This is a genomic window from Haloferula luteola (genome assembly GCF_014201715.1).
GTDB classification, from domain to species: domain Bacteria; phylum Verrucomicrobiota; class Verrucomicrobiia; order Verrucomicrobiales; family Akkermansiaceae; genus Haloferula; species Haloferula luteola.
On record NZ_JACHFD010000017.1, the window covers coordinates 23,864 to 39,502 of the forward strand.

The following is a 15,639-nucleotide window of genomic DNA, read 5'->3' on the forward strand; positions in this document are numbered from 1 at the left end:
GACGGGTAGGTGGAAGGTGTCGAAGTCACGGTGTGGTGGAGACACGCGGCGATAGCCGCAGGAAGGATTTCCCGGCAGGGAGAGAGATGGAGCGGTGGACGGATTCAAAAGAGGCCCAATGGGAAAGGTCGTCGCTGTGCTGGATTTCAAAAACGAGCTCGGCTGTACCGTCGGTGGCTTCAAGCAGTGAGCCTGCTCCTGCCAGGTTCCGCAGACCGTCGCGGCTGAGAAGTTGGAAGTAGTCGGGGTGAGCCTGGATGGCCGCAATGAGGTCGGCATCGGAAACCGCAGGATCGAGGCCCAATTCAAGTTCGATGGCATCGAGCAAGCCGTCGCCATCCGAGTCGAGGGTGAGATACGGTGCGACCTCGCTGAAAGCATCGCCGATGCGAATTTCATCCACTGCAAGGGAGGCTCCCGATTGGCCGGCGATGCGCAGTCGGTCGAAGCTGAAGTCGTCTCCCACGATGGTGGCGTTGGGCGATCGATTCGGTCCGCTGAGGGGTGGATCGAGAAACAATTCGATCTGGTCTCCCTGGGCAGTGGAGCTCAGATGAAGGACGATGAAGTGGGTGGTGCCGAAGCTTCCTCCTCCCGCGGAGGTGCTGGAATTTGCTGGAAAGTTATTGAGCGAAAGTTGAGCGCTGGTGGAGGTGCTGGCATTGCTTACCGCAAAAATGGAGGTCGCACCCCGGAAGAAGTTGACGCCTTCGTAGAGTGAATTGGCTGCAGGCAGTTGCCACAGAAAGGAGATCCATGCCTCCTCAATCGGAGCTCCTGCCAGTGAGCGAAAGCTGCGGGTGGTGGCGGGACCGGCGGTATCGAGCTTAGCCCCCGTCGTGACCAAAGATCGGGCATCGGCGTCGACATAGACCAAGGACCCGCTCACCACGGAGCAGGCGTCGCCATCCTGAGTCCAGGCTTCGGCCCAGCCGATGCCGCCATGGAGCCCGGTGATTGGGCCCTCGTCGGCATCGAAGGGTTCGTGGACTCGCAACTCGGCATGGCAGGGGACTGCCAATGCCGCCATCAGCAGCCATCTTGGATTCATGGGTGAACGTGAGATCGAAGCACTTGGATCCTTCACAGGCGGCGACGGCGGAGCAGCAGAGCACCGGCGACGAGGGCGAGGGAAGCGGTCGAGGGTTCCGGCACCTCGACGATCTGCACCATGTTGAGGAAGCCTCGGGTCTCCGCGGCATCGGCTCCGTCGCTGACGAGGAAAAGGGACTGACCTTCCGTCACGGTGACGTCGATCGAGACGAAGTTGTCCCCGGAGGTGAAGCTGGTGAATTCGCCCGCATAGCTGGCCGTGGCGTATCCAGGATTCGACTGAACGGTGGGAGAAAGTGAGCTGAAATCAAAGGTGCTGGAATCGGCACCCACCGCGGCGAAGAGGTTCATGGGAAGCGAGCCGACATTCGAATTCGTGTTCCGGCCCATCAAGTAGATCGTGTAGGAGCCCGCTGCGAGTCCATCCACGCGCATTCCAATGGCGGATCCTGCGCCTCCGCTTCCATCGCCGAAGACTCCATCGCGTCCAGCTGCGGTGCTGCTACTGTCCGAGCCGTAGATCGATCCGGTTCCCAGAAGGCTTTGTTGGCCGGCGGCTCCTCCGCCTGTTCCTGCCAGGGTTAGCTTGGTGAGCTCGGTGGAAAAGGAGATGATTCCGTTGCCGGAGGTGCTTTCCTGGCCGAGGTTGAGAGTGATGCCGACTGCTGAGGAGCCATCGGAGAAAACCAGGTCACTTCGGTCGGCAGAGCTCGACAGGGTGTTCCAGGAAGTTTCCGTGGAGATCACCGTGCCGGCATGGTGGGCCGGGCTGAGAGTCTCATAGGGGGACGCGACAGTGGTGGGGCCGAAATCCAGCATCAGGTTGGCGGCGGACAGACTGCCGATGCAGGAGGTCAAAATGAGGGAACTTGCTTTCATGGGTTTGCAGGGTTTTTAAGATGACATCCCACTCATGCAGTTCGATGGGCTCCGCCTTAGCAGAGAGGTGAAAATTTCTCTCGGTGCTAATTTTCGGCTCTGCCCATGGCATGTTTCTGGGAAGCGACGATGCCCGAGGACTCCAACATGATCGATGCCGAGCGGCACACGGTGGCCGTCCAAGGGCTATTTTTGAAATTCCAGCCGATGGTGCGCAGTTACATTCTGTCGATCGTGCCGGACTTCAGCTTGGCGGACGACATTTTGCAGGAGACCTTTCTGGTGGTCAGTCGCAAGGCCGGGAGTTTTGAGTTAGGGTCCAGTTTTCCTGCCTGGGTCAAAACGATTGCCCGGTTCAAGGCATTGGAAACTTTGCGGCGGGAGAAAAACCCGCGCTTGGTGTTGTCGGACGAGGTCCTTGATGTGCTCGATGCCGAGCCGCATCCGTATGGCGAGTGGCGGGAGGTGGATCGACGGATCGAGCTCCTTCAGTCTTGTATCCAAGAGCTGGCACCTCAAGCGAGGCGCTCGATCGAGTATCGTTACCGGGGGGATCACAATCCACCTCAGATCGCCAAGTTGATGGGTTGCACGGTGGGCTCGATCAACGTCACCCTGTCGCGAGCCAGGACGTTCTTGCGTGAGTGCGTGGAGCGCAAGATGGAGCCGAAATCACTCTAACTTCCCCTTCGAATGATCGATGAAGTCCGCTTGGAAGCACTGATCGATGCCTACCTTGACCTGGAGCTGGAAGAGGCGGGTCGTTTGGAGTTGGAGGAGATGTTGATCCGCTCGTCGCGAGCGCGGCAGCGATTTCACGAACGGACGACTCACCATGGGCTGTTGCGAGAGTGGGCGTTGCGGGAGGAAGGAAACGCCACCGTCGCGGGGGAGATCACTCGGTCGCGGTCGCGTTGGCGGCCGTGGGCGGTGGGCCTGGCGGCTTGTGGGGTGGGCTGGCTTTGGTGGCAGCCTGGTGTCGACCGTGCGGAGTCTCCTGTGGTGGTGGAGAAGTCCGAATCTGCTGTGGAGAACGTGGCTTTGTTGGCGGCCGCAGTGGACGTCCGCTGGGCAGACGACGCGAAGTCCTATCACATGGGGCAGGCTTTGCCGAAGGGGCCCTTGCAATTGGCGGGCGGCTTGGTGCGATTGGACTTTTACAGTGGCGCCAAGGTGTTTCTGGAGGGGCCTGCGACCTTGGATTTGGTTTCGCCGGATTTGGCTCGTTTGGAGTCGGGCCGGCTGACCGCGCAAGTTCCTCCGCCAGCCCATGGATTCACGGTGCTGAGTGATGAGGTGCAGGTGGTGGATCGCGGTACGGAGTTCGGCATGAGTGTCGGGGATGACCAGGCGTTGCAGGTGCATGTGTTTGATGGTGAGGTGGAGCTTCATTCCGCGGATGGGGTGGCGCCGGTGCGTTCGTTGTTCGGGGGCGGTGCGGTAGCGATCCAAGACGGTTCGGCGACCGATTTGCCTGCGGACCGGGGGGCCTTTGCCAATCCTGGGGCTCTGCTGGTGGCTACGGAGGAGGCTCGTCAACGAGGATGGCAGCAGTGGCAATCGACCTCTGAAAGGATCCGCTTGGCCGCAGGATTGAAGATTTATTACGATTTTCGGATCCATCCTCGAGGAGTGATCCCGAATCTTGCGGGAGCGGCTCCCGCTGAGAGTGACGGCACCCTGATCGGTTGCGAAGCGGTGCCGGGGAGGTGGCCACAGAAGCCGGCATTGGGGTTTGCGAGAACCAGTGACCGGGTGCGCTTTTGGTTGGAGGGAGAAGTGCCTTCGGTGACGATGATGGCGAGGGTGCGAGTGGACAGTTTGCCGCACGATCACAATGCGCTGCTGTCGATGACGCCTGGTGAGCAAGGGGAGATCCATTGGAAGCTGGATCGGGAAGGGCGATTGTTGTTGGGCCTGCGGGCGAGTTCCGAGAGGGCTTTTGAATCGTGGGAGCGGTTGGTCAGTCCACCGGTGGTGGCGGAGAGTGATCTGGGTCACTGGATGGTGCTGGCCACGGTGATCGATGGGGATGCCGGGGAGATGCGGCATTTCGTGGATGGGCGGTTGGTGGCGGAAGCTGCGATTTCTCGGCCCACCTTGGTGAAGTTGGGAAAGGCGAATCTGGGAAATTTCGATGCGGCTTCTCCTGATCTGTCGGGAGCCGAGGTGACGCGGAACTTCAATGGCCGGTTCGAAGAGTTCGCCTTTTTTGATCGGGCCCTGAGCGAGGAGGAAATCGGGGCTTGGGGCCGCGGTGAGTGATCCGTGGGGGGCGTGAATGTCCGGACTTTCTCCGGGCAGGGGGCATGCTGTTTTCGGGGAAGGGGTCAGGCCCCGGGATTCCCGCGCAGCAGCGGATGGCCTTTTTTGGCGACGGTAATGTGCGGAGGGCGGAGGTAGGCGGGTTGAGGCGGGAGAGTGCGCAGGGAGCGGCGAGCATCGTCATCGAGGTCGAACCAGGCCCGGCCAAGCGCGGCGGCAGTGGGATGGAGATGCGCGATTTCGAGGTTCTTCGGGAGGCCGAGGCGGGTGACGTTTTCGAAAGAGAAGACGTTTTCAGCACTCTGAAGTCGCTCGGCGAGCTCGTGGGGATCGATCAATTCGGGCTCGGGAAGGGCGGTGCCAATCGCGGCCCACCAGGCGCTGCCGCGGCGAGCATCGCCAATGGCGACACCTTCGGTGACCGAGGTGGCGAGGAGCGAGGAGAGCCCGATGGCCGGGCAGGCGTGGACGAGGGCCACGCCCTGACCGGCGGCGATGCCGACGCGGGTGCCACTGTAACTGCCTGGACCCGTGCCGATGACGACCTCGGTGAGTGATTCGCCTGCGAGCAGTGCTAGCGCTTTCTCCAGGGGAGCGAAGAGGAGGGCGTTGTGATTGCGGTCGCTTTCGAAGGCGTCTTCGAAAACGCATTCGGAGTCGCGGAACAACGCGAGAGAGGCGCGGTTTGTGCTGGATTCGATGGTGAGCAGATACGGCACCGGGCCTAGATACCTGACCTAGAGCCAACGAGCAAGGATTGCGGATTCTCCCCTTGCAGGGATTCCAACAGTCCGCTTTGTTGCCTGAGCACCGTCGTATTGTGCGGTTTCCCCAGAATTTTCACCAGTCATGACCGAATACTCGAAAGGCCTCGCAGGAGTCATCGCCAACGAATCCGCGCTCTCGGAAGTGCGTGGTGAAGAAGGAAAACTGAGTTATGTGGGCTACGAAATCGATGATCTCGTGGCCCATTGCTCTTACGAGGAGGTCGTTTTCCTGCTTCATCACGGCAAGCTTCCGAATGCAGAAGAACTGACGGCTTTCGAAAAAGCCCTGCGTGCCGAGCGCAGTTTGCCGGAGGGTGTGATCGAGTTTTTGAAGTCGGCCCCGAAGGAAGCCAACCCGATGGACATTCTCCGCACGGGGGTCTCGATGCTGGGGCTTTACGACGATCGGGCTGAGATTGGCGAGCCGGACCTTGAGAACGTGGCGGCTTGCGCAATTTCTCTGGTATCGAAGGTTTCGTTGATTGTGGCGGCGTTCCATCGCTTCCGCCAAGGGTTGGAACTTCCCGAGATTCGCGCGGATTTGTCCGAGGCGGGACATTTCCTTTGGTTGATCACCGGCGAGGAGCCGACCGCCCGGGCCACGGAAATCCTCGACGTTGCGCTGACGCTGCATGCCGATCATGGGATGAATGCCTCGACCTTCTCGGCGCGAGTGACGGTGGCGACGCTTTCCGACATTTACTCCGCGGTCACTTCGGCGGTGGGCACCCTCAAAGGACCGTTGCACGGCGGTGCCAATGAGGGCGTGATCCAAATGCTGTTGGAGATTGGAGAACTCGATAAGGTGGATGCCTACGTCGATGGCAAGCTGGAGCGCAAAGAGAAGATCATGGGCATTGGCCACCGGGTGTATCGGACCCTCGATCCGCGGGCTCCGCACCTCCGTAAGTTGGCCATCCAGCTGACGGAGGAATTGGGGGAACCGAAGTGGATTCAAATGTCCGAGCGGATTGCTGAGATCATGCGTGAGCGCAAGAACCTGAATGCGAACGTCGATTTCTACTCTGCTACGGTGTATTACTCGCTGGGGATTCCGACGGATCTGTTCACTCCGATTTTCGGCATTGCGCGGACCAGTGGCTGGACGGCGCAGGTGTTGGAGCAACTTCGGGACAACCGCCTCTATCGGCCGTTGACGCTTTACATCGGACCGAAGGAGCCGGTTCCGGTTCCGCCGATCGAGCAACGTTGAGGAGAGGACGGTGAGCGCGTTTGATGCAGCGGGATTCCTGGAGCAATTCGGGTCCGAGGCGGCACAGCGGGGTCTTCAATCCCACCGGCTTGCGGAGACTTCCGCTGGGCCGGTGATGGCTTGGGTGCCGCCGCGCCTTGAGGGCGTGCGCTATCTTTCTGCCGGGATGCACGGCGATGAACCGGCCGGCCCCTTGGCGGCTTTGGAATTGTTGCGTGGCGGGCAGCTCGATCAGGGCTGGATCGTGTGTCCTGCCCTGAATCCGGCGGGCCTGGTGGCGGGAACTCGGGAGAATGCGGCCGGACTGGATTTGAATCGCGATTATTTGGCGCGGATGAGTCAGGAAGTGGCAGCCCATGCGGCCTGGCTGGAAACCTTGCCGGTGCCGCACGCCTTCCTCTCCCTCCACGAGGATTGGGAGAGCAGCGGGTTCTATTTTTACGAGATCAACTTGCTGGCGGATGACCCGGCGCGTGCGCATGGGATTCTCGCTGCGGTGGCTCCGTGGTTTCCTCCTGAGCCGGAAGCGAGCATTGACGATCATGCGACTCGAGAGCCGGGCTGGATATTTCATGAGGCGGAGGCGGATTTGCCGGAGCACTGGCCCGAAGCGATCTTTTTGGCCAAGCGGGGGTGCCCGATTTCGTTCACTTTTGAGACGCCGAGTTCGGCGGATTTGGCGAAACGGGTGAGCGCGCATGTGGCCGCCTTTGGAGCCGTGGCGGATTCCACGGCCATCCCGGCGCCAATTTGATCGATCCGGCGGGTCACCGACGTAGGGTGGGCCCATGAAATGGCTGGCAGCTTGCGTGCTGATTGTCCCGGCAGGGGCGGGAACCGTGGAAGAATTCATCGCCGCAGCGGCGCAGAAACACGGGGACTTGGGTGAAAGGGCGGCAGAGTTTTTGGTGGAGTCGATGCCGGCTCAGGACCGCGAAGCTTTGGATTCCGGGTTTCTGATGGAGAATCTCGACTTGGCATTGAAAGCGCGGGAGACGTTTCCGTGGGCGTCTGAGGTTCCGGAGGCGCTGTTTTTCAATGATGTGTTGCCCTATGCGGTGTTCGATGAGCCTCGCGACCCATGGCGAGCTGAGTTTTTGGAGATGGCGACCCCGATTGTGGAGGGTTCAGAGACGACCACTGAAGCGGCGCAGGCTCTGAATCGCGAGTTCTTTAAGCTGGTGAATACCCACTACCACACTGAGCGCAAGCGGACCAACCAGAGCCCGAAGGAGTCGATCGAGCAGGGTCGGGCGACCTGCACGGGTTTGTCCATTTTGATGGTGGATGTTTGTCGGGCGGTGGGCATTCCAGCCCGGGCGGTGGGGACGCCGATGTGGTCGAATGGTCGCGGCAATCACACCTGGGTGGAGATCTGGGATGGAGATTGGCATTTCACCGGGGCTGATGAGTTTGACGAAAAGGGCCTCGATCGTGGGTGGTTTACCGGCGATGCGGCGGAAGCTCAGGCGGAGGTGCCGGAGCATGCGATCTATGCCACTTCTTGGAAGAAGACCGGGTTGAGTTTTCCCATGGTCTGGTCGCCTAGCGCGACGGGGGTGCCTGCGGTGAATGTGACGGCCCGCTATGCCAAGGCGAAGGAGCCGACTCCCGAGCTGGGGATCCGGTTGTGGGATGTGGCAGGGGAACGGGTGGCGAGGGAGGGATGGTTGACCAGCGAATCGGGTCGGCGCATCGCTTCTTTCACGACGAAGGGTGGCACGGCGGATCTCAATGACCTGCCGCGGGTGCCGGTGGTGGTCGGTCAGCGCTATCGCTTGTGGTTTCCGGGGCTTGGGGAGACGGAGAGTTTCGTGGCGGAGAGTGGGCAGGCGACCCGAGACGTGCGTCCGGCGGAAATGACCCCATTGTCGCCAGCGCTGGCGGCGTTGGCGGAGAATCCGGGCGCCTCTCCAGAGATAGCAGGCAACGAGGAATTACGGGTGATCGCCCTTTTGACCGAGGTCGCCCGGGAAAGCACACGGGAAGCCCGCCAGGCGGAGCTGGATGCCAAGAAGATCGTCCATGGGGAGTTTGAGCTGCGCTGGATGGAGCGTGAATTTGGAGACGCTCCAGCAGGCGAACGCAGTTTATGGATTTCGATGCATGGTGGTGGTGGCACCACTCAGGAGGTGAACGACCAGCAGTGGCAAAATCAGATCGGACTCTATGAGCCGGCCGAGGGGATTTATGTCGCGCCGCGAGCACCGACGAATTCGTGGAACATGTGGCATCAGGACCACATTGATCCGTTGTTCTCGCGGCTGATCGAAGACATGGTCGCGCTGCGCGGGGTGGATCCCGACAAGGTGTATCTGATGGGTTATTCGGCGGGAGGCGATGGGGTGTGGCAGGTGGCTCCGCGGATGGCGGACCGATTTGCCGCCGCCTCGATGATGGCAGGACACCCGAATGAGGCCTCGCTGCTTCCGTTGCGAGATTTGCCTTTCGCGGTGTTCATGGGGGGCGAGGATGCTGCGTATGATCGCAATCGTTTGGCGCGGGAGCGGATTGCGAAGCTGGATCAGTTGGAGGCGGATGATCCTGAAGGCTACGTCCATCTAGGCCGGGTCTATGAAGGCCTGGGGCACTGGATGGAGCGCAAGGATGCGGAGGCGGTGCCGTGGATGGCCCAATTCACGCGTCAGAGCTGGCCGGAACGGGTGGTATGGGTGCAGGACGACGTGACCCATTCGCGCTTTTATTGGCTGGAGCTTCCGGAAGGAGGTTCTGCCGCGGCCGGTGATGCGATGACGGCCACCCGGGAGGGTCAGACGATCCAATTGGAGGGGAAGGTACCAACGGGAACGCGGGTGCTTTTGGGACCTGGCATGGTCGATTTGGAGCAGCCGCTGACGTTGCGTGCGAATGGACAGGAAACGGAGGTTTCGGCGAAGCGGGATGCGTCGGTGATTCGCCGCGCTTTGGCTGAACGGCTCGATCCGAAGAGTTGTCCGGTTGCCGAGATTTTGGTCCCGTAAGCGGGCGAAACGTTTCGCTGCAGCTGAGTGGCCTGGCCGGTCTCGAAAGAGGCATGAGCCAGGCTTTTTGTTTGGCGATGGGGGGAGGATGGCGGTAGCGAGGAGGAGCCTGCCAGGGGCTGAGGCGGGCATCCTGAGTGGTGCTCGAACCGCCAAGGGCGACGGAGGCCCGTGAAGGGAGATGGAGAAGATGAGGATGGCCTCTCGCGCGTACGAAGAAGGCCGCTCCGAGCCCGGAGCGGCCTTCAAAAAGCCAATCTTGAGAAGACGAATCGAAATCAGTTCACGGCCACGGCGGACGAGCCAGTCTCGCCGGTCCGGATGCGGATCGCTTCTTCTACGGGGGAGATGAACACTTTTCCGTCACCAATCTTGCCGGTGTTCGCGCTCTTCACGATCGCTTCGCTCACCGCGCCGGCTTGTGCGTCATCAACAATGATCTCGATCTTAACCTTGGGGAGGAAGTCCACGGTGTATTCGGAGCCGCGATAGATTTCGGTATGACCCTTTTGGCGACCGAAGCCTTTCACTTCGGTCACAGTCATGCCCTGGATGCCCACTTCAGCGAGGGCTTCTTTCACTTCCTCCAGCTTAAACGGCTTGATGATCGCTTCGATTTTTTTCATGTTGCGCGGTTGGTGTAGGACTTCAAAGCAACAGGCGTGCCAAACGCTCTGATCAAAATTTTGAAATTTCCTAACCCTAGTCGTGACGCCTTGAAATGGCGAGAGGAATTCGTGCCCAATCTAACTTTTCATTTTCTTTCGGGAGGGGGCTGGAGAGCCTCGACATGCAAAGTCATGCCCTCTTGGAGGACCCTCACGGAGGTGCCCGCAAGGATGAGTCCATGGCGTGAAACCGCATCTCTTCGGAGACCTTTAATATCGACTGTTCCGGAGGGGCGAAGATCAGTCATGGCGATGCCAATTTGACCGATCAGGGACGCGATGGGTTGGGCATCGGGGGCTTGTCCGGCAGGAAGGTGATGAGTGGCGACGAGGCCGCGAAGGCCGGGGATGTGGGGCAGGTATCGGCCGAGGAGGAGGGCGAAGGTCAGAGCGCCCAGCAGGCCGAGCCCGAGGTAGATGCCGGGGCGGATGAGGAGGTCGTCGAGGGTGGAGGTGAGGATTTGATCGGCATGGTCGCGGTGGAAGTCGGTGCGATCGACCATCGCAAAGGTGAGCGAACCGAAGACGAGCAGGGCGCCGATGATGCCGGCGATTCCACCAGGGAGGACGAAGATTTCGAGGATGACGAGAACGATGCCGAGGAGGAATACGGTCATGAGTTCGTAGCCGGCGAGGTTTCCGGCGACGTGATTGCCGAAGAAGAACAATCCAAAAGCGAGGAGAGCGAGGGAACCGCCGATGCCGAACCCGGGGGTTTTCATTTCGAACCAAGCGGCGCCGATACCGACGGCGATGAGCAGGGGAGACCAAGCGGCCAGCCACCACGCGAGAGTCTCGAAGCCGGTAGGAGTCGGAGTGGTGACCGAATTTCCGGTGAGGTTTTCTTTTTCAAGAACTTCCTCTAGGGAGGAGGCAAGCCCATCGGCGAAGAGGGGACGGTCGTCGACTTCGAGGATGGCTTCGCTGGCTGTGAGATTGAGAAGGCTGCCTTTTCGGACGGTGACGGGGCCGAATCGGCGCTCGTTTTCGTCGTCGACGACCATCATGGCGCGTAGCACATCAATGTTCCGGCCCTTTTTCTCGGCCACCGAGCGCATGGTGGCTTCGAAGGCGCTTTCGAGTTTGGCGCGCATGACTTTTTCGATTTCCTGGCCGGTGCCATTGATGAGTGCGGCGGAACCGACGGTGGTTCCGGGGGCCATGTAAATCCGGTCAGCGGAAAAGGCGATCAGGGCACCTGCGGAGAGGGCTTCGCGCTCGACCCAGGCGATCAAGGGAATTTGGAGATCGGCAAAGTCATCCATGATCAGGTCACGGGTGTCGAAAGCGATACCGCCGGGTGTGTCGAGGCGCAGCACGACGGCCTTGGCTCCCTCGGTTTTAGCGCGTTTGAGGGTGCGCTGCCAGAAACGGAACGATTGGGCGTTGGTGAGGTCCTTCTGGCCGATGGGCAGAACGACCACTTGGCCCGCCAGGGAGCTTTCCGCGGACCTCCCGAAGAGGTTACGATCGGGCGGATCTTGCTCGCCCCAAGCGGGCAGAAGAAGGAGGAGGCCGAGCAGGGCGCGCAGGAGGAGTGTCATCTTGGGAGGTGATCGGAAGCGTCCGCCTTAAGGGCCACGGGAGGGCCGAGGATTTCGGTAAGCAGCACGGCATTGCGGGCGGCGTAGGGGGAACGCAGCAGGCGGTCGATTTCTCTGCGATGTCCGGTGCGTCCCTTGCGGGATCCGCGAACTTCAAAGGCGCGGGCGAGTTCCAGTTCGCGGTCGCTGGGGGCGACCACTTTCGGCAGTTGGGGAGGGGCTAGCGGAGGGGTCGGTTTGACCACAGAATGGATGACGATCTGAGGCGGGGTGGCCCGGTGGAGGGGTGGCGGCAGGGTTTCCACTTGGCGCCGCCAGATGATCTCCCGTTCTTCCTCAGTGAATTCCGATTCGTCGGGTTCCCGGGAGCGCTGAAATAGCTTGTCTTTGAGAACGCTGAGGAGTGACAGCAGCAAAATGACCACCAGGCCAATCGCATCGGCCGGAAGATCCGAGAAATTGATGGCGAAGATCATTCGGAGATGGAGGATTCGGGGCCGTCATCGCTGGCGATCGAAGACCGCATGTCGGTATCCGCGACGATGTTGCGGTACCGGGTGTAGTCCATGACGCCGAGATTTCCGGAGCGGAAGGCTTCGGCGATGGCTTGCGGGACCATAGCCTCGGCTTCGACGACCTTCGCGCGCATTTCTTGGGTGCGTGCGGCCATTTCCTGTTCGACGGCGACGGCGGCGGCGCGGCGCATTTCGGCTTTGGCCTGAGCAACCCGTTTATCAGCTTCCGCCTGTTCGGTTTGGAGTCGGGCTCCGACGTTGTCAGCGACGTCGACGTCGGCGATGTCGATGGAAAGGATCTCGAAGGCGGTGGAAGCATCGACTCCTTTTTGAAGAACGAGTTTTGAGATGGAGTCGGGGTTTTCGAGCACATGCTTGTAGCTCGCTGCGGAGCCAACCGAGGTGACGATGCCTTCTCCGACCCGGGCAATGATGGTTTCCTCCGTGGCCCCGCCGATGAAGGAGTCGAGGTTGGTGCGGACGGTGACGCGGGCGCGGACATTGACGGCAATGCCATCCCTGGCGACGGCGGTGATTTTGGTGATGCCAGCCTCGGGATTGGGGCAATCGATGACCTTGGGGTTGATCGAGGTTCGGACGGCTTCGAGGACGGTTTTGGTGGTGCCTTTGACTGCGAGGTCGATGGCGCAAGCGCGGTCGAAGGTGAGGGCGATGCCCGCCTTGTCGGCGGCGATCAGGGCCAGCACGACGTTTTCGACGTCACCGCCGGCGAGGTAGTGGGCCTCCAGAGTCTCCGAGGTGAAAGGGAGACCGGCTTTCGCGGCTGTGATGCGGGCATCGACGATGCGGCCGAAGGGGACCTTCCTCAAGAACATGCCGATCAGGTTGCCCCATGAGACCGGGGCGTTGGAGAGGCGGGCTCGCAACCAGGTTTTGAAGAACATGGTGACGACCAGTCCGGCGATCACCAAAAGGACGATCACAACCAAGAGAAAAACATAGGAGCCGCTGGTGCCCGCAGCGATAGGAGCTATCATGGGGCCAACCTAGCCAAGACGTGGCTTTGTGCAACGTCCTCTCGCGTTCACTTGCCCAGAGGGAAGTTTCGTAGGCATTTCCAGGGCCCGCCGAGGGATGCCCACAAGCGCAGAGCCATGATGGTGCCGGATGAGGGGGGTGGGTTGGGTCGCGAGAGTGGCGTCCAATGGTGCCCTTTGAGACTCCGGCAGGTGGTGGAAGAGCGTGAGATGGGCGGGGATGAGGTTTCTTTCTGGGGGGGAAATAGCGGCGCCGAAGCTGTTCGAAACCGGCTTGGCTGATGGGATCGAAGACGGCGGCAAAGATGAGCGGGTCATCCGAAGTGGGCGAGCGTCGGGGGATGCCCGTTATGAATCGAAGGGAGGTTCGAGCAACCGCGTGTCGGGCTCCCATTCGAGCCCCCAGTCGCGAATGGCTAGCAACACGGGCTTGAGGGATTGGCCTTTGGTGGTGAGGCGATAAATCTGCCGTTTGCCGCCGGATTCGGATGGCCCCTTCTCGGCAAGTCCGCCGTCGACCAGACGGGCCAGGCGGTCGCTGAGAATGTTGGTAGGGATCCCCTCTGGCGAGTGGGTAAAGTCTTTGAAGCGTGTCGCCCCGAACATCAGATCACGGATCACGAGGAGGGTCCATCGGTCCCCAAAAAGATCGAGAGAGCAGGCCACCGGGCAGGGGGATCGGCGCGGGGAGGAATCGGAATTCGAGGTCACCTCAAAGTGATGCCACAGCAACACTTGCATTTCAAAAGTAAAAAGACTTGCAAAGTGAAAGTAATGATGGGAGTTCGAGTCATGGATGAAGCACCGAAACTCGCTCCACCGGGTGCTGGGCTCCCGGCGTGGGAGCTCGCATTGATTCGTTGGAAATTCTCTCGAGGTCTCCGTTCCGCGACTCGCGAGGGCGTTCTGGATGCCTTCGCGCGTGAAAGAGAGCGACTCGACCTCGCATGGCAGCGGTGCCCGGTGGAGAAGCGGTCCCAGCGGGTGCTGATTCCCCGGTTACGCGGCATGGAGGACAGCAGCCGCCATTGGTCGGTATGGATGACCTTGGAGCATCTTGGGATTTGTCAGGAGGCATTCTCCGGAGTGGTGGAGCGGCTGGGGAGGGGTGAAACGCCGGGAGGAAAGGCCAGCACGGCGTCGGTCAAGCCGTCATCTGGGGCGGGACAAGAGTCCGAGGCCCGGTTTCAGGGGAGTTGTGAGGCTTTCGGCACGGTGCTTGCCCAACTTCCCGACTGGAGAACTGCGGCCACCTACGAGCATCCTTGGTTTGGACCGCTCGACGCGGCGGGATGGTCGCTGATCATTCCGGTGCATTTGAGGATCCACCGTGGACAGATCGAAAGGATCACCGAAGCTCTGCGGCGATGAGCCGCGCTCTTTCGTTGACCACCGACCCGATCGACCGGCTCACTTGGAGAATCGCATGGCCGATGAGCATCGGCATGTTCTTCAATACCATGTACAACGTGGTCGACACCTGGTGCGCAGGGTGGCTGGGGACGGAGGCGTTGGCGGCGCTATCGCTCTCCTTTCCGGTGTTCATGGTGGTGATGGTGACGGGGAGCGGGTTGAGTCAGGGGACGACCGCCTTGATGGCTCAGGCATGGGGTGGGGGGCGGCCAGAGGAGGCCAAGCATGTGTTTGCCCAGTCGTTGTTGCTGGCCTTGGCGGCGGGTTTGGTGATGAGCGTGGTGGGGAACTTGGCGGCGGGCCCGATCTTTCGGCTGCTTGGTGCCGAGGGTAGTTATTTGACCAAGGCGCAAGACTACATGCGCCCAGTGTTGTATGGCAGCATCTTCATTTTGATGCCAATGGCATTGAATGCGGCTTTGATGGCCTTGGGAGAGACGCGTCATTTTCGGAACTTTCTGATAGGGGGGTTCGTGGCGAATTGTGCGCTCAATCCGGTGCTGATGTGGGGTTGGGGTCCCTTTCCCGAAATGGGAGTGTCGGGGTTGGCGGTCGCCACCGTGTTGATTCAGGCTGGCGGGGTGGGGTTTCTCGGGCGGCAGGCATGGCGCTCGGAGGTGGGGCACGGTTTGGCGGCTTCCCATTTCAAGCCGGATGCGGCGGTGTTGCGGCAAATCGCCGGGCAAGGGGTGCCGGCGGCGCTGAACATGCTGACGGTGGCGCTCGGTGTGTTTGTGATCACCTGGTTCGTCCAGCGCTTCGGCAAGGAAGCGGTGGCCGCCATTGGGATTGCCACCCGGGTTGAGCAAATTGTGCTGCTACCCGCCATGGGCTTGAACACCGCCGTCCTGAGCATCGTGGGTCAAAATCACGGAGCAGGGCTTCCCGAGCGGGTCCGTGAGGCGTGGGTGACAGCGATCAAAGCAGGTGCCGGGCTGATGATTCTTGGTGGGTTTTTTGTGGGGTTCCTGCGGGGCCCGGCGATGCGGTTATTTACGCCGGATGAAACGGTGATTTCGCATGGGAGCGACTATCTCCTGACGTCCGCCATCACGCTGGCGGCCTATCCGATCCTGTTCATCACGGTCTTCGCCATGCAGGGGATCAAGCGCCCGGCGTATGGATTGTGGATGGGGATCAGCCGCCAGTTGGTGGCGCCGTTTCTGGTCTACCAAACTTTAGCGTTTGGCCTTGGCTGGGGTTTGTGGGGAATTTGGTGGGGCATCACATGCGTGACTTGGAGTGCCGCGCTATTTTCTCTCTATTGGGGGTATCGAAGATTCTGTAGGCCTTCACTTTCAACAATAAAGGCGGTTTCCCAGGATTGACAGAGTTGACCTAAC

The 15,639-nt window shown here is 60.7% G+C and carries 15 protein-coding genes; 7 read left to right on the forward strand and 8 right to left on the reverse strand.

From position 1 onward, the window contains the following. Window positions 1-25: 25 nt before the first annotated feature. Window positions 26-1,051 (reverse strand): hypothetical protein, encoded by a 1,026-nt coding sequence (locus HNR46_RS15140; RefSeq protein WP_184020280.1) that lies wholly within the window; start codon window positions 1,049-1,051, stop codon window positions 26-28. A 32-nt stretch (window positions 1,052-1,083) separates the two neighbouring features. Further along, window positions 1,084-1,932: a hypothetical protein gene (locus HNR46_RS15145; RefSeq protein WP_184020282.1), complete on the reverse strand. Its 849-nt coding sequence runs from the start codon at window positions 1,930-1,932 to the stop codon at window positions 1,084-1,086. A gap of 105 nt (window positions 1,933-2,037) precedes the next feature. Between HNR46_RS15145 and HNR46_RS15150 the strand changes: the two genes are divergently transcribed. Then, the gene (locus tag HNR46_RS15150) at window positions 2,038-2,613 is read left to right on the forward strand and encodes a sigma-70 family RNA polymerase sigma factor (RefSeq protein ID WP_184020284.1); all 576 of its coding nucleotides are present in this window, start codon (window positions 2,038-2,040) and stop codon (window positions 2,611-2,613) included. Window positions 2,614-2,625: 12 nt separating this feature from the next. Continuing rightward, a complete protein-coding gene (locus tag HNR46_RS15155; RefSeq protein ID WP_184020286.1) occupies window positions 2,626-4,197 on the forward strand; it encodes a LamG-like jellyroll fold domain-containing protein in 1,572 nt (523 codons plus the stop codon). Window positions 4,198-4,262: 65 nt separating this feature from the next. Here HNR46_RS15155 and tsaB read toward each other — a convergent pair whose 3' ends face one another. Further along, complete coding sequence (gene tsaB / locus HNR46_RS15160; RefSeq protein WP_184020289.1) at window positions 4,263-4,916, reverse strand: tRNA (adenosine(37)-N6)-threonylcarbamoyltransferase complex dimerization subunit type 1 TsaB; 654 nt, start codon at window positions 4,914-4,916, stop codon at window positions 4,263-4,265. Window positions 4,917-5,046: 130 nt separating this feature from the next. Here tsaB and HNR46_RS15165 point away from each other — a divergent pair, with 130 nt between their 5' ends. The 3 genes from HNR46_RS15165 to HNR46_RS15175 are packed head-to-tail and all read left to right on the forward strand — an operon-like array spanning window position 5,047 to window position 9,158. Further along, the gene (locus HNR46_RS15165; protein ID WP_184020291.1) at window positions 5,047-6,177 is read left to right on the forward strand and encodes a citrate synthase; all 1,131 of its coding nucleotides are present in this window, start codon (window positions 5,047-5,049) and stop codon (window positions 6,175-6,177) included. A 10-nt stretch (window positions 6,178-6,187) separates the two neighbouring features. Continuing rightward, window positions 6,188-6,931 (forward strand): M14 family metallopeptidase, encoded by a 744-nt coding sequence (locus HNR46_RS15170; RefSeq protein WP_184020293.1) that lies wholly within the window; start codon window positions 6,188-6,190, stop codon window positions 6,929-6,931. Between the two features lie 34 nt (window positions 6,932-6,965). Then, window positions 6,966-9,158, forward strand: a complete 2,193-nt coding sequence (locus HNR46_RS15175; RefSeq protein WP_184020295.1) for a transglutaminase domain-containing protein — start codon at window positions 6,966-6,968, stop codon at window positions 9,156-9,158. A 278-nt stretch (window positions 9,159-9,436) separates the two neighbouring features. Here HNR46_RS15175 and HNR46_RS15180 read toward each other — a convergent pair whose 3' ends face one another. The 5 genes from HNR46_RS15180 to HNR46_RS15200 all read right to left on the reverse strand — a co-directional run bounded on the left by HNR46_RS15180 (window position 9,437) and on the right by HNR46_RS15200 (window position 13,624). Beyond that, window positions 9,437-9,784 (reverse strand): P-II family nitrogen regulator, encoded by a 348-nt coding sequence (locus HNR46_RS15180; RefSeq protein WP_184020297.1) that lies wholly within the window; start codon window positions 9,782-9,784, stop codon window positions 9,437-9,439. Window positions 9,785-9,912: 128 nt separating this feature from the next. After that, window positions 9,913-11,370 carry an NfeD family protein gene (locus tag HNR46_RS15185; RefSeq protein ID WP_184020299.1) on the reverse strand — a complete coding sequence of 486 codons (1,458 nt, stop codon included), beginning with the start codon at window positions 11,368-11,370 and terminating at the stop codon, window positions 9,913-9,915. Beyond that, window positions 11,367-11,846 (reverse strand): hypothetical protein, encoded by a 480-nt coding sequence (locus tag HNR46_RS15190; RefSeq protein ID WP_184020301.1) that lies wholly within the window; start codon window positions 11,844-11,846, stop codon window positions 11,367-11,369. Before HNR46_RS15190 ends, HNR46_RS15185 begins: the two co-directional genes overlap by 4 nt. Beyond that, on the reverse strand, window positions 11,843-12,883 hold the full coding sequence (floA, locus tag HNR46_RS15195) for a flotillin-like protein FloA (protein WP_184020303.1): 1,041 nt from the start codon (window positions 12,881-12,883) through the stop codon (window positions 11,843-11,845). The genes HNR46_RS15190 and floA overlap by 4 nt, the downstream gene beginning before the upstream one ends. Before the next feature lie 348 nt (window positions 12,884-13,231). Beyond that, the gene (locus tag HNR46_RS15200) at window positions 13,232-13,624 is read right to left on the reverse strand and encodes a winged helix-turn-helix transcriptional regulator (RefSeq protein ID WP_184020305.1); all 393 of its coding nucleotides are present in this window, start codon (window positions 13,622-13,624) and stop codon (window positions 13,232-13,234) included. A 51-nt stretch (window positions 13,625-13,675) separates the two neighbouring features. Between HNR46_RS15200 and HNR46_RS15205 the strand changes: the two genes are divergently transcribed. Both HNR46_RS15205 and HNR46_RS15210 read left to right on the forward strand, forming a co-directional pair. Further along, the gene (locus HNR46_RS15205; RefSeq protein WP_184020307.1) at window positions 13,676-14,254 is read left to right on the forward strand and encodes a DinB family protein; all 579 of its coding nucleotides are present in this window, start codon (window positions 13,676-13,678) and stop codon (window positions 14,252-14,254) included. Beyond that, the gene (locus HNR46_RS15210; RefSeq protein WP_184020309.1) at window positions 14,251-15,624 is read left to right on the forward strand and encodes an MATE family efflux transporter; all 1,374 of its coding nucleotides are present in this window, start codon (window positions 14,251-14,253) and stop codon (window positions 15,622-15,624) included. The genes HNR46_RS15205 and HNR46_RS15210 overlap by 4 nt, the downstream gene beginning before the upstream one ends. The last annotated feature ends 15 nt before the right edge of the window (window positions 15,625-15,639 follow it).